10 protein-coding genes are annotated in these 14,146 nt (G+C 45.3%); 1 reads left to right on the forward strand and 9 read right to left on the reverse strand.

Features of this window, described 5'->3' with window-relative positions; all coding sequences use genetic code 11:
• Positions 1–258: 258 nt before the first annotated feature.
• From ACFRAM_RS05120 to ACFRAM_RS05135, 4 genes are all read right to left on the reverse strand, one after another.
• A complete protein-coding gene (locus ACFRAM_RS05120; protein ID WP_175371238.1) occupies positions 259–1,002 on the reverse strand; it encodes an FCD domain-containing protein in 744 nt (247 codons plus the stop codon).
• Positions 1,003–1,156: 154 nt separating this feature from the next.
• Complete coding sequence (locus tag ACFRAM_RS05125) at positions 1,157–1,945, reverse strand: DUF4253 domain-containing protein (RefSeq protein WP_379464848.1); 789 nt, start codon at positions 1,943–1,945, stop codon at positions 1,157–1,159.
• A 271-nt stretch (positions 1,946–2,216) separates the two neighbouring features.
• Positions 2,217–3,626, reverse strand: a complete 1,410-nt coding sequence (locus ACFRAM_RS05130) for a DEAD/DEAH box helicase (RefSeq protein ID WP_379464849.1) — start codon at positions 3,624–3,626, stop codon at positions 2,217–2,219.
• Between the two features lie 103 nt (positions 3,627–3,729).
• Positions 3,730–4,383: a M48 family metallopeptidase gene (locus ACFRAM_RS05135; RefSeq protein WP_379464850.1), complete on the reverse strand. Its 654-nt coding sequence runs from the start codon at positions 4,381–4,383 to the stop codon at positions 3,730–3,732.
• Positions 4,384–4,521: 138 nt separating this feature from the next.
• Between ACFRAM_RS05135 and ACFRAM_RS05140 the strand changes: the two genes are divergently transcribed.
• Positions 4,522–5,415: a fructose bisphosphate aldolase gene (locus tag ACFRAM_RS05140; protein ID WP_379464851.1), complete on the forward strand. Its 894-nt coding sequence runs from the start codon at positions 4,522–4,524 to the stop codon at positions 5,413–5,415.
• Positions 5,416–5,573: 158 nt separating this feature from the next.
• On the opposite strand, the gene ACFRAM_RS05145 is transcribed toward ACFRAM_RS05140, so the two are convergent.
• The 5 genes from ACFRAM_RS05145 to ACFRAM_RS05165 all read right to left on the reverse strand — a co-directional run bounded on the left by ACFRAM_RS05145 (position 5,574) and on the right by ACFRAM_RS05165 (position 14,065).
• Positions 5,574–6,776 (reverse strand): hypothetical protein, encoded by a 1,203-nt coding sequence (locus tag ACFRAM_RS05145; protein ID WP_379464852.1) that lies wholly within the window; start codon positions 6,774–6,776, stop codon positions 5,574–5,576.
• Positions 6,777–6,858: 82 nt separating this feature from the next.
• Entirely contained in the window at positions 6,859–7,122 is a 264-nt protein-coding gene (locus tag ACFRAM_RS05150) for a VOC family protein (protein WP_379464853.1), read from the reverse strand.
• A gap of 232 nt (positions 7,123–7,354) precedes the next feature.
• Positions 7,355–12,067 (reverse strand): cadherin-like beta sandwich domain-containing protein, encoded by a 4,713-nt coding sequence (locus tag ACFRAM_RS05155; protein ID WP_379464854.1) that lies wholly within the window; start codon positions 12,065–12,067, stop codon positions 7,355–7,357.
• Positions 12,068–12,249: 182 nt separating this feature from the next.
• On the reverse strand, positions 12,250–12,873 hold the full coding sequence (locus tag ACFRAM_RS05160) for a hypothetical protein (RefSeq protein WP_066372548.1): 624 nt from the start codon (positions 12,871–12,873) through the stop codon (positions 12,250–12,252).
• 115 nt (positions 12,874–12,988) lie between these two features.
• Complete coding sequence (locus tag ACFRAM_RS05165; RefSeq protein WP_379464855.1) at positions 12,989–14,065, reverse strand: LLM class flavin-dependent oxidoreductase; 1,077 nt, start codon at positions 14,063–14,065, stop codon at positions 12,989–12,991.
• Positions 14,066–14,146 lie beyond the last annotated feature (81 nt).

The following is a 14,146-nucleotide window of genomic DNA, read 5'->3' on the forward strand; positions in this document are numbered from 1 at the left end:
ACTACTTCGTAAGCATCTATAGAAGACGAACTTAAGAAGCAAACGTAAAGCTCGGTCGTCACTACAGTGGAATGTTTGGACTTCCGGTCGCTGTTGTCCCCAGATTTTCTTTTTATACACCGATTCTAGCGGTTAAAATCTGGCGACAAAGGCGAGCGCTTCGCTCCTACAGTTCCAAACTTCCCCCTTCGTTCCTCTTCGCTTTTCGTTACGTCCTTTTGTTCGGCTTACATACTTAAGCTTTGCTTCGCAAAACCACTATAGCGACTGTGAATCCTGCTTCAATTGATAATAGCGTTTTACGTCCTCAATCATTTGATTGATGTGATCCACCATCGCTTGCTCCGCCTTTTCAGGCGAGCCTTCTGCAATCGCGTCGACGATTCTTTGGTGATCTACGACCAGCTTGCTACCGACAGAATTACGAATGAAAGCTGTGGCAGGCAGTTCACGGCTTCGATCCCATACCAGCTGAACCGCATGCATCAAGATGTCATTGCGCGCAATTAATGCGAGTAAGTGATGGAACTCACGATCTCCTTCATAAGGAATTTGATTCTCGGATAACATTTCAAGCTGCTCTTCTATGGAATTCCGCAAAAGTTCAATATGATCGGGTGTGGCCCGCTGCGCAGCGAGGCTGGCAATTTCGCGCTCAAGCGCCCTTCTGGCGACCAGTACATTAATCATGGCCTTCTGCCCGGACACATTGAGCACTTCCAGTAGACGGGAATTGAGGGTCTCCTGATGAATCCTTTTCTCCAGTTGAGAGAGCCGATTTGCCCCCTTCTCTGTGAGAATGCGCCCTTTTCTTCCCTCTAGCTGAACATAACCTTTCATATCTAATTCCATTAGCTTACGGCCGATTGTTGCCTGACTGAGCTCATACTTCTTGCCTACTGTGTGAACCAGTGTGCTTGCGCCCACAGGCTCCCCCACCAATGAAATTGTAGAGAGCAGTTCATGCTCGAGTTGTAAAGATGTCCATTCAAATGATGACATTCATAACATCCTCTCACTTTATAAACAGTTAATCTCTCACGTCGTTACTCACTGATGATTAACTGATTATAAATCTATTTTATTTATATTTCAACTATTCGCACTAATTTAGTGCGGATTTAATTTGAAAGACCTCAAACTCTAATAGAGATTTTTAATCCCACCAGAAATCCCATTCATTATTTCCCATTAAATAATCCGCATAATGCCCCAGTGTATCGAACCGCTCCAGCACGTATTGGCAAAATATAAAATGCTCCTTGGCCAGTCTCAGTGCTGCTTCATACGTCAGCGGCCGTGTGCCGGCTTGTAGAACCCATTTGTCTTGAGTAACAGCCAGGGGGGTAACATGGTATTGCTCCTGCCAATGCTTAAAAACAGCTGACTGGTATACAGGTAGAGGACATTCATTGTATCCCCCCATCGGAACCCATAGAGGCGCTTCATATCCTGAACCCGCAGGCAATGTCAAAATAATAACGTCATCTGCAGCTTCGATTTTCTCTCTTACCCACTCCGTTGTCAGAACAGAAGTTGCTTCTGTTTCTATCTTTATCTCTTCATCTCTCACAGCCATCTTCTCATTCAGCATTTCATGGCCTTCCCATACTAAAGCATAGGCTGCATAAATATCTTCGAAGCTCTTCCCCTCAAGATTTTTCTGCTCAAGCGGAAGATCTGCATCCACAAGAATAGACTCAGCAATGCGCCGAAATGTATCCACGATAGATAGGCTATGTACTTCTTTCAGCTCTCTATCAACAACTTCTGCAAGAGACTTCTCTTCTTCTTCCAAAATCTCTTCCAGCATCTCTGCGATGTTATAGCTGGGCACAACCAGAATTCGGTGCTTCCCTTCCTGTGTCAGAGGCAGTGATAATTCCTCTACCGCTACAACCTCAATGTCACAGGACGCAAAGGAATCTACCAGTTCTACAATCATATTTTTTCTCCTTCTATTCCATAAAATTTGAAATAAAAACGAAACAGTGCATCATTGGTAATTATACTACACTATTACAATTGGCAAACAACATTATCGCTGCAGTCTAAACAGTTGAACGTGAATGATTAGACATAAATTGTGTATCGACTCTTTGGTCCTGAAAATTAACATTTGACCCAATAAAAAACAGCGGCAGCCTTGGACTAGAAGATATTGTCCTGGGCTACCGCTGTTCTATTATGCAAATATTTATCCGTTAGCGTTCACCTTAGTGAACTTTGCTTACTCTATTGCTGTTTGTTGGATTACTGTTTGTTCTATTTCCGTTAGGTTTACTGCCGTTTGGTTTGCTGTAGCTGGCTCTATCACTGCTGGCTCTACCGCCGCTAGCTTTACCGCCACCCGCTTTATCGTGGCTGGCATTGCCACTCTTTTTAAACCACTCGGATTTAGGCTTGCGCGCCGGGTTCGCCTTGGACTTCGCCGGTTTGTTGGCTGATGCCGAGGCTTTGCCAGATTTAAAGGATTGCGGTGGCACGCTCGTCATCGGATAAGGATGATCTTTCACTTCAGGAATCGACTTCTTGATCAATTTCTCAATATCTCTAAGGAACGGAACTTCATCCATCTCACAGAAAGAAATCGCCATTCCGCTATTCCCTGCTCTGCCCGTGCGACCGATACGGTGAACATACGTTTCAGGAATATTAGGAAGATTGAAGTTAATTACGTGCGAGAGCTCCTCAACATCAATACCTCTTGCCGCGATATCCGTTGCCACCAGCACGCGTGTAGCTCCGCTCTTGAAATTGTTCAATGCTTTTTGACGATCTGTCTGAGACTTGTTGCCATGGATGGCCTGTGCAGTAATATTCACTTTGGACAAATCACGTGTAACACGGTCCGCTCCGCGTTTGGTACGGGTGAATACCAATGCTGAAACAATCGATTTATCCTGTAAAATATGGTTCAACAGGTTCTGTTTCTTACCATTCTCCAGCAAATACACCGATTGCTCAATGCGCTCTGCAGTAGAGGATACCGGGGTAATTTCTACTTTTACTGGATCGACCAGTATCGATTTTACCATTTTAGTGATTTCTGGAGGCATCGTTGCAGAGAAGAATAGCGTCTGTTTCTTACTCGGCATTTTGGAGATAATCCGCTTCACATCATGGATAAAGCCCATATCTAGCATCCGGTCGGCTTCATCAAGCACTAATATTTGCACATATTGCAAGTCAATACGCTTTTGATTGATTAAATCTATAAGTCTACCAGGCGTCGCGATAATAATATCTGCACCTTGGTTCAGCGCCCGCTCCTGCACTTTCTGGGAAACACCACCCACGATAGCAGCACAACGAATGTCGGTGTACCGGCTGTACGCCTTGATGTTGTCCGAAATCTGAATAGCCAGTTCTCTTGTCGGCGTTAAAATCAAGGAACGGATACGGCGTACCTGCTTAGGAGCATTCGGCTTTTCGCATAGTAATTGAATGATCGGCACAGAAAATGCTGCCGTCTTACCTGTTCCTGTTTGCGCGCAACCAAGCAGATCTCTGCCAGCCAGCACGGCTGGAATCGCCTGTTCTTGTATAGGTGTTGGGGAAGTGTAGTTCGCTCTGCTCAAACCCTCTAAGATCGGGGCGATAATATTCAAGTCTTTAAATGTCATTTTGTCTCCTTAATTTACGTACATATATAAATCAAACGTAATTTTCATTTTAAAACGTAACACATAAGGATATCATAAAAAGAATCGTCTGTATATGGTTATTTCAAAGTGTCATTGCATGTCCATATCTTGCCAAGTACTCTTCCTTCTCTTTATAATCCGGCATGATACTCCCCACCCGTCGCCAAAAAGACCGGTCATGATTCATATGCAGCAGATGGCATAGTTCATGGATGATCACATAATCTATCACTTCAAGCGGAGCCATAGCCAGACGGTAGTTGAAAGTGAGTTTTTTATCAAAGCTGCAGCTGCCCCACTTCGTTGTGGACTCGACGATATCAATCGTCTTCGGCTTTACTCTTAACTGTGCCTGATAAATTTGGATTCGTTCCCCTACGATCTTCTTGCAGCTTGAAAAATAGAACTTCTTAAGGTTCATTTTAAGCTCCTCTTCACTTCCCTCACTCGTATCTATAAGTTCATGAAGGTCATATTCTTTTCCCAGATGCAGAAACTTACCTTGTTCTTTATACTCTCTTGGTTTAGGGGCCGCCAAAGCTTTGGCAATCTTCTGTTTCTTCTCCAATATCCATGCCCCGTGTTGTGCCACAGCGCTTTTAATCATTTCTTCGCTTGCCGCTCTGGGCGCTTTAACGGTAACGAGACCAATCGTATCTATCTGGATCTTAAGCTTCTTTCTTTTCCCATACTGCACATGAACCTCTATACTATCGTTGCCTAAATCAACTTTCATATTATCCATCTTTCCTTTATGAATAGAATATTCGAGCAAGCTGCTCTGGTATCTCTAAAAATGTATACCTTCTATTATAAGTGCTATAATAAAAGCATACATGATTGCCACAATCCACGAAAGGGAAGGGGAACATTCATGAATACGAATACGAAGCAACTGGATCGAATTCACTCCGGACGGGGATTTATCGCGGCCTTGGACCAAAGCGGCGGAAGTACGCCGAAAGCGTTACTGCAATATGGTATTCAAGAAGACCGCTATTCGAACGAAGAACAAATGTATGAATTAGTCCATGAGATGAGAACGCGTATTATTAAGAGCCCGGCTTTTGATGCACAGTATATTCTGGGCGCGATCTTATTCGAGAACACGATGGACCGTTTCATTGACGGACAATATACTGCCGATTATCTGTGGGAACAGAAAGGCATCGTACCCTTTTTAAAAATCGATAAAGGACTTGCCGAACCGAAAAACGGAGTTCAGCTTATGAAGCCTATTGCCGGCTTGGACGAGCTTCTGAAGCGGGCAGTCGAACGAAATATCTTTGGAACAAAAATGCGTTCTGTGATTAAGGAAGCAAATCTCGCGGGAATCAAACAAGTCGTTGAACAGCAGTTTGCTATCGCCAATCAAATCCTTGATAGTGGACTGATTCCGATTATCGAACCTGAAGTTGATATCTACAGTGCAGATAAAGAAGCTTCAGAGAAATTGTTAAAAGCAGAACTTGCTTCACACTTATCTACCCTTGGCTCAGACGTTAAGGTTATGCTTAAGCTTTCCATTCCGACAGAAGAGAATTTCTACCGGGATCTTATAGATGATCCACACGTGCTGCGGGTAGTGGCTTTGTCAGGCGGCTACAGCCAATCTGAAGCCAACGAGAGGCTGGCCCATCATCACGGATTGATCGCCAGCTTCTCTCGCGGCTTATCCGAAGGATTAGCTGCTGGGCAGACAAACGAGGAATTCAACTCCCTGCTGTCCAAGTCCATTCATGCTATTTATGAGGCTTCCATTAAGTAAGGCAAAATATAAATATTACACTACCTCAATAAAAAAAACAGCGGCAGCCTTGGACGAAACAAAGCCCTAGACTGTCGCTGTTTTATTGATTTATAGTTTTCTGTTAGTCGAATATAGGAGAATATCGAAATAACTATCAGTATTTCGGATTTTTAGACTTATAAATAAGTTAGCCATGCTGGCTCTGCGCCGTACAGGTCGTCGATCACCTCAACGATCCGCTTCTCGACGGAATCATAAGCCGCTGCGATATTGCCGATCTGGTGGTCGACGTCTATTTGCCGGGTAACTTGATACAGACTCATGTGTTTGGCAGTGGCAGGAAGTTCGAATTCATGTCTCCATAGAGGACCTTCTATGCTGCCTACACACGAGACGTTCGCATCGAATTTGCCGCGGCTGAAGGTGAGCTTCACGAGATGGTTATGCTTGGTTACTTTTGTAATTGTAAAGAGGCCACTGCCGCTGTATTTGGTATTGTAGATGAAGCCGCGTTTTTTAAAAAAGTGGTTGATCGCTTTTTTGACCGATAACGGTTCGGAGGGGAAGTCCTCAATCCTAAGTGGCTTCAGTTGATATGGAAATTGGACTCCGACCAAATCCCCTGCTTCGTAGCATGATTGCACGATCCGCTCGCCTGCAATCATGTTCTCAAAAACAGCTGCAGCCTCCTCCTCAGTAGAGGGAGCGCAAAATACTCGCTCGTGGTAAATCTCTCCGATAGTCTCCAAAAAGCGGCGTTCGCTTTCATTCAGCTCCAGCTGTGGAGCACTATCCGTGATATCTCCAAGCTCCACAATCGCATCCAAAAAGTTCCTTCTTCCTGAGATCCACCAATCGCTCTGAAGCCGAATGCACGGCGAAGGGTAGTCACTCCATCCCGTTAGCCTCGGCGCAAACAACCTGGTATAGAGAACATCTCCCTTAGCGACGAATGGAATCGGTGTCTCTTGGGCTGAATCAGGGTTTCGACTGAGCATCGAAAGACGATCGAACACGAAAGTCGCGTTATTTAATCGATAACGGCGTGGAATCCCGCTTACGATATCAAAAACATCTTGCATCTGAAGCGAAGCGTTGCAACCGTCCGGATTGGCCCCGTCCCAACGTGCGGGGAGATTGGTCAGTCTCTTCTCATGGCCCAGCGATGTCTCGGCCGTATGGCAAAAAGGAACGAGCGTTGGGTTATGCTTTAGCAGCCTGTCGATTCCGGACACACCATGCGTAAAGCCGTCAACGAAAAATTTGATGTCCTGGGGATCAAATGCAGCATCATGGAAAACTTGTCCGATCCGTTCGGTCACGACCAACGGTGTATCCTTTTTGCTCAACCGAAAATCAATTTTTTTATAGAGCTTCACAAGCTCACTCCTCATCTGTATGCTCGATCCTCATCTTATACCATGAAACACCATCCAACGCCGAACTTATCAACAAATGAGACTAAACAATCACTGAAGATACTTCTTCATTTTCAAATACGGAGACAATTTCCATAGTGGAATCAACAGATGACTCATTAGTTCCACCAAAATCACTAAGCATTACCCTAGTTCCAAGAATGTGCATTTCCGCATGAATCACAAATTTTTCAGGTTCTTTCTCAGAGTCATACATAATTGAGTCTATCTCAGACTTAAATGCCTTTTTATATAGTTCGACAGCTTCAGAACAAGCACCATTCAAATATAGTTGTGGTACTAACATATGCCCTCTCCCTACGAATCAAATTTTGTTCGAAAACAGATTGACGACCATATATTACCATGAAAATTCATATTTATAATCATTTATTTAAGCACATTTAAGAACTTTAATCGAACTCTACTACTAGTTGGTTCAATGACGCAACGTGAACATAATACTTCATTTATTTAAAGCAAAAGGCTGTTTTCAGACAGGTATTACCTGTCTGAAAACAGCCTTCTGTAGCTATACTTTATTTCTTTAACTGAAGTGCTCTCAGCAGGATTGTTGCCGCTTCTGCGCGGCTTGTGTTCCCTGTCGGTTTCACTGTACCGTCGGTATATCCGTTAATTAGCCCTTGATCAATCGCTGTCTTAAGCGCAGGAAGCGCCCAAGCGGAAATCTTGGAGCTGTCGGAGAAGCTGATGTCCTTGTCAGCCAAAGCCAGTTTAGCAGCTCGAACAACCATTGCTGCAACTTGCTCACGGGTCACCCACTCATCCGGACCGAAGGTGTCTCCGTTATAACCGTCAACAACGCCAAGTGCTGCCGCTGTTGCAATGGTATCGTGCGCCCAATGCGTCTTAGTGTCAGCAAACTCTTTTCCATTCGTAGCTTGAAGGTTAAGGGTCTTCGCGATCATCGTCACGAATTCGGCTCTTGTAATCTTGTTGTCGGGTCTAAAAGTATCATCCGGGTAACCGGTAAGCCCACCGAGGGATACCAATTCCTTGATGCTGACCTCTGCCCAATGTCCGTGGATATCAGCAAAATCTTTTTCTACCTTCGGAATCGAAGGCTCTGTTTTATCAGATACCAGAACAGCAAATTTCGTGAAATGGGTTACTGTTCCGGACACTGTTCCGTTAGCTTGATCCACTTTCAGGTTGTCCAGTTTCACCCATTTCTTACTCTGCTCATTCAGCCAGTACAAGCCTACAACTGAGTTATTGAAGTTCACCTTCGACGGGTCGAAAGTCAGAGTAATGGTCACCGGTTGGCCAAAATCGCCAGCCTTATTCTTCGTAATCTCATAAACATCGCCCAATAGCTTCAATGTGTCATCGGCGGACAAATTCGAGGATTGAGTTACTTTAGAAACAGTAATCTCGATTCCGCTCTCGATTGATCCGGCTGGCACACTGATCGTTGCTCCATTCAAGGTCAGCACGCCACCATTCACGGCAATGCTCCCCGAATGAACTTGACTATTCGTCCCTCCTGACGGAGTCGAAGGGGTTGGAGTCCCTGGTGTTCCAGGATCTGGCGTTCCGGGACCCGGTGTCCCAGGATCCGGTGTTGTCGGGCCCGTAGGATCTGGAATACTCTCTGCAGCACGGGTCACAGTCACAGTGTATACCTTTTTGAAACCGTTCTGAGCTGTCACTTCGACCGGAATAATGTTGCTTCCAACCTTTAGATCAATAACCCCGCTAGCTTGTCCACTGACCGCCGGAGTACCGTTCACAGTGAACGAAGCCGCACTATCATAGACATTTGCTGTTACCGTAATGCCTGATACTTTGTAATCAACTTGAGTCGCATAACTGGTTACGTCAGGTGCAAAGACCGGATTCAGCGTACCGCTCGACAAGGCCAGACTGCTCAAATCAGCGTTGCTCTTTGCTTCCTCCGCAGCTTTTCTGATCACGTCCACAGTATAAGTCTTGCTGGAGCCATCCTTAGCTGTCACTACAATGGTGAGCTCATTGCTGCCGGCATTCAAATTGATCAAGTCACTGGCTTGACCACTCGTTCCTGGAGTGCCGTTCAGAGTGAATGTAGCAGCACTATCATAGATGCTTGCGGTTACGGTAATGCCCGGTACGTCATTGTCCACCTGTGATGTATAGTGAGTTAAAGCACCGTCGAACACAGGATTCAGGATTCCACTGGACAACTTCAGGTCGCTCAAATCAGCGCTGTTGCTATCCTCTTCCGCTGCTTCCCGAATCACGGTCACGGTATAGGTCTTGGTAGAACCATTACGTGCAGTCACAGTGAAAGGAATGTCATTCTTTCCAACAGACAACTTCAAAGTAAGAGCCGTTTCATTGGCATACGGTTTGCTTTGAGCTGTCAGACTCGCTTTTACATCGCTAGCCTTTGCCGTGATACTCAACGATTCAACCGAATGAGGGACAGTCACGCTGTACTCGGTGATTCCGGCATCGAACGATGGAGACAACGTACCTGTATCTACAGTCAAATTGTCCAGCGTAGAAACATCAATTAATTTTCCGGCCAGCATATCGCCTTGAACAAGTGCAAAGTCTGCTACCACCTGATGCGAATAGTCCTCAGCCGCATTAAGAATAAAATTCTCCAGGTCGTTCCAAACCGGCAAAATATTCGTTACAAAACGCTCTTCAAACTTGTAATTCAGTTCATCGGACACCTTGTCCAGACGAGAATCCGCATAAGCATAAGCCTTGGCTGCGTCAATCAGATATTGCTCTAGTTCATCCTTATTTTTGAATGGCTTATCGGTGTAATCTCCCTTAAACGGCGAGACTTCACGGATCAGGAACGAACGATTCGAAGCTTCGAGTACGCCCAGATAAGCATCGGTATCTACTGCGGTCTTGATATATGCATCTTTAGAGATATAAGCATCCCGCGTTTGTTCTTTTACATCAAGCAAAATATCATCCGTGTTGGTATTACTAGGACCTTCTATCAGCACATTGTAACGTTCTACCCCTATGCTACCAATACCCTGGTGAATACGGCGTACAATATCCTTAATTGTAAAATAGGCATTAAACTGGTCATCGCTAAGGTTTGGGAAATTGCTTCTGACTTGCGTTTTATAATTTTCCCAGTCACCTTTTAATGACGCTACTTCAGCCTCAGTGGCCAGTTCAAACTTATCGGGATTACCGTCGATATTTAATTTCCCATTCAGCGACCGCTTACCCAGCAGCTTTTGCAGCGCCTCGGCATAGGACACTTTGGAGACTTTGTCCATAACACTTTGGGTGTATGCAGTAACATTGCTTCTCGTCAGCTTAGTCGCTTTCTTACTGTTATCGTTATTAATCTCAATCAGTGTATCCTTATAAGTATCCAGGAACGTTTTGGAGACGTCACGGAAATCAGCATCTTGCAAATTCGTGAGACCCGAGCTGTCTTTATCGTATTTTACAACATAAGTACTTGTGACAAAACGGATTAAATCATCATAGAAGCTTCCGATTCCGGCGGAGTCCACGTCGTTCAGACTGAACACCATCAGATCTTTGCTATCATTAAAAGTACCGACATTCTGAATATGTGCATCGCCTTGCGTGTAGGTTAAAATATCCTTGTCTTTCCACCCGGCAATGATCGAAGCAGGAGATGGGATCAGCCCAGACGCAAGATCGGATTTGAACAACGAATGCGTACCGCGCAAGAACGTGTACTCGTTCGCTCCCATCGCGTTACTTCCGTACTTATATTCTTTGGTTACGGCATCATTGAAACTGGTGTTGTCATCTACAATGCTTTGTTCTACTTCCTGCTTGCGTGCCTCATCAGAAAGAACTGGCGAACTGTAACGAAGTAGAGTGATACCTATCGGATCAGAAGCTAACCAGTCACTATCTTGCATAGCCTCCGGCTTCACAATCACCTTAAGTTGTGCAGTATCCAGCACAGGAGTGGTAGCAGTCCCCGAAATGGAGAAGGTAATCGTGTTGTCACTGCTTTGCCCCTCAGCCGCGATTTTCCAGTCTCCAGAAGGAAGTCCTGACACACTGTATGCATCGGAGCTCAGTGTCCCATTGGCCGGAATCCCTGCCGTAAGATTCAACTGGAAGCGGGCGTTCAGATCCTTCGCACCACTCATCTTAATAGAAGATGACGCTGGAACCGCTGCAATTTTGTTGGATGGTGTGAATTTAACTAATGTCGCGGTGTTGTTCTTTTGGTATACGCTTACTGGATTAGTTGGTTTGTTGGATTGGTTCCAAGCTCCAGGATTAATCTCAAAAGTAAGATTGGCATCGCCAACAATGTTTGCCGTGCCATCACCGGTAATCGTAATCTCGATCCCCTCACCGCTAGCACTAGCCGTCGCAGATAATCCTGCAGGAAGTCCGGTTACAGTGAAGTCTTCGGAAGCCCATGGGCCCTGTTTTACAATACCGTTAAAAGCAGTGAGAGTGATTTTGTTATGAGCTGGATCAACGTTTGACCCAGATTTCATTTGTACGCTCTGATTATTCTCTAAAATCGCATAAGCAGCTGTACTACTGGAGTTGCGGGGCTTGCTATCTTTTATTTTTTCAAAGTCCTTGCTATTATTGCGAGTATCCCAGTTATTCCCCCGATTTGGAGTCGCAGCTGAATTCGTGCTCTTCTCGGGATCAAGCGGATCGAATACTAGTCGTTGTATCGTCGACTGCTTGCCCGTTTGCGCCGCGGGACTGCCCAAGGAGGCATCCACGACAGGATCGTATCCGACAAAATCAATGACCTTGTCTTTTAACGTGTCCTTCATCGGGTCGTTGGAAGTCAAGATCTGGATAGTATTCAAGAGTGCCAGCTTACCGCTATTATTTCCTATTTTAAAAGAATCCTCCACAGCATCCGGCTGAGGCAATTGGCTTCCAACATTCCCATTACTACCAAGCGCAACAAGATAATAACCGTACGCAGGGATTTGGGCAGTTGGAGATCCTAGATTTGCTGCCTTCCAGCTTTTTTTCTTATCATCAGCATATTGGATGGACCAGCCGTTAAGCGAAATCGGCTCTGCAGTAGGGTTAAACAATTCTACAAAGTCGTTAGTATACAGATCGAGAGCATCATCTTTTTTGCCTCCATAAAACTGGCTGATGACTACATTCTTCGCCAGATTATTGGTATTTATCGGGCCTGTTGCTGCTGCATGGCCTGTCCCTGCGAAAGACCACAATGATTGAACAACCATCGCTGCCACAAGGATGACCGCCATCCAGCGCTGATTCCTTATCTTCAAATTAATTGACCCCTCTCCCAATTAAAAATTCACGTTATTATATCAACTGAATGTAATAGGAGGGTTAAGAGAAAAGCAGTATTAAATTAATTTAATAAAAGTTTAATAAACTCCCTATTTTAAAACACAAAAAAACGGCATCTCTGCCGTTTTTCCGAAGTCTTTCCGATGATGATTCAATTTTAATCCAAGCCATGTTCTTTACGGATATGATACAAGCCTTGAACAAGCAGTTCTGCAGGGTCACGGTTCAGTTGCAAGTGGGTTAGCAATAAATGAAGCGGAATTGCACACACATTGCTGCCTTCCGTGATCTCTGGGAATCCGGTTTCGAACATAGGACCGTGCTCCTGATTCCAGGCCAGGCCTGCATGAACCTGCTGGGGTGCGAATTCTTCCTGAACTGCCGCGATGCAATGCGGAACCAGTACATTATCGATGACTGCTTTTGCTTCCTCTTCGCTCTCTGGCGGTTTAGGAAGCGCCTTGCCCCCGGGAATCTTCATCATTTCATAGTAGAACGAAGCCAGCCACACTTCCGGTTTATTGCCCGACTGGAATCTCGCAACCAATTCCCGCAGGAAAAAGCCGCATGAATATCCATTACCGGACTCATCCTTCACATTGTACACAAAAACTGGACCGTAAGCTTCCATGTTCAATACTTGTCCTTCAACATCCTGGAATTTCATTCGCAATGCAACGAGGCTGTTATGATGGACTGCCTTCAGAAGTTCAGTCCAATCCTCTTCGGACATTTCCGGTTGCTTGTTGTTCTCTTCCTCAATTGGTGTCTCATTAGTCATTATAAATTCACCTCACATCTATCATACCATCAAAATTCATAGGGCAATAGTGACATCCTGATGGTACTTTTGCCAGGGGTTACAACTATGCTATAAGTTATCCCGCCACTTAAGTCTACAAGCGCCCAGCTTTCTCCATGCCCTGCTCTTGTTCCCAGCGAGAAATTTCATCACGCACACGAGGTGCCACTTCGGTTCCGAGCAATCTAATGGCCTCCATCACCTCTGCATGCGGCATTGTACCATGTGGGACATGCAGCAGGAATCTCGTAATGCCCACTTCTTTGCGCAGATAAATGATTTTGTTCGCAACGGTCTCCGGATCGCCTACATATAAGGCCCCGTCAAACTTGCACGCTGCATCATAATCTGCACGATGATAGGGAGGCAGCCCTTTTTCCACTGCTCTAAAATTTGTCCGGGCATGTGTGGAAGGGAAAAACTGCTCAAGCGCCTTCTCATTACTCTCTGCAATAAAACCATGGGAGTGCGTGGCAATCGGCAACCGCGAGACATCGTGGCCCGCTTTGGCAGCCGCTTCTTTATAAAGCTTTACATGCGCTGCATATTGTGAAGGATTCACATTCCCAATAATCGCGAGTGCAAAAGGTAAACCCATGGCTCCGGCGCGAATGGCTGACTCCGGACTACCCGCACTGCCAATCCATACCGGCAAACGATCCTGCACCGGGCGGGGATAAATTCCCAGATTATCTATTGCCGCTCTATGTTTACCGCTCCAAGTAACTTTCTCCGACTGCTGAATTTGCAGCAACAGCTCCAGCTTCTCATCAAAAAGTTCCTCATAATCTTTCACATCGTAGCCGAATAGCGGGAATGATTCCATAAACGATCCACGCCCTACCATAATCTCTGCACGGCCGTTGGATACTGCGTCAAGTGTGGCAAAATCCTGAAATACGCGCACCGGATCAGAAGACGAAAGAATCATTACCGCACTCGTAAGCCGTATTTTTGAAGTCAGGGATGAAGCCGCGGCCATGACCACAGCAGGTGCTGAAGCTGCAAAATCAGGACGATGATGTTCACCAACACCATACACATCCAATCCTACTTGATCTGCCAGCACGATTTCCTCCACCACTTCACGTATGCGTTCAGCATGACTCATTGTCTTACCAGTATGTACATCAGGCGTTGTCTCAACAAAGGTGCTTACACCAATTTCCACTACTTGTTTCCTCCTAGTACGTATTTGTTGTCTACTATTCTAGCTACTATAATAAACGACAACAAATCAAGTTGATCATTC

Origin of the sequence: Paenibacillus sp. NPDC056722 (assembly GCF_042790635.1) — a bacterium.
Classification (GTDB): Bacteria; Bacillota; Bacilli; order Paenibacillales; family Paenibacillaceae; genus Paenibacillus_AQ; species Paenibacillus_AQ agri.

What these genes read in the sequence shown, in the direction of transcription:
- ACFRAM_RS05120 (WP_175371238.1), bottom strand. Translation starts at nt 1,002, where the DNA reads ATGTCATCATTTGAATGGACATCTTTACAACTCGAGCATGAACTGCTC.
- ACFRAM_RS05125 (WP_379464848.1), bottom strand. Translation starts at nt 1,945, where the DNA reads ATGATTGTAGAACTGGTAGATTCCTTTGCGTCCTGTGACATTGAGGTT.
- ACFRAM_RS05130 (WP_379464849.1), bottom strand. Translation starts at nt 3,626, where the DNA reads ATGACATTTAAAGACTTGAATATTATCGCCCCGATCTTAGAGGGTTTG.
- ACFRAM_RS05135 (WP_379464850.1), bottom strand. Translation starts at nt 4,383, where the DNA reads ATGAAAGTTGATTTAGGCAACGATAGTATAGAGGTTCATGTGCAGTAT.
- ACFRAM_RS05140 (WP_379464851.1), top strand. Translation starts at nt 4,522, where the DNA reads ATGAATACGAATACGAAGCAACTGGATCGAATTCACTCCGGACGGGGA.
- ACFRAM_RS05150 (WP_379464853.1), bottom strand. Translation starts at nt 7,122, where the DNA reads ATGTTAGTACCACAACTATATTTGAATGGTGCTTGTTCTGAAGCTGTC.
- ACFRAM_RS05160 (WP_066372548.1), bottom strand. Translation starts at nt 12,873, where the DNA reads ATGACTAATGAGACACCAATTGAGGAAGAGAACAACAAGCAACCGGAA.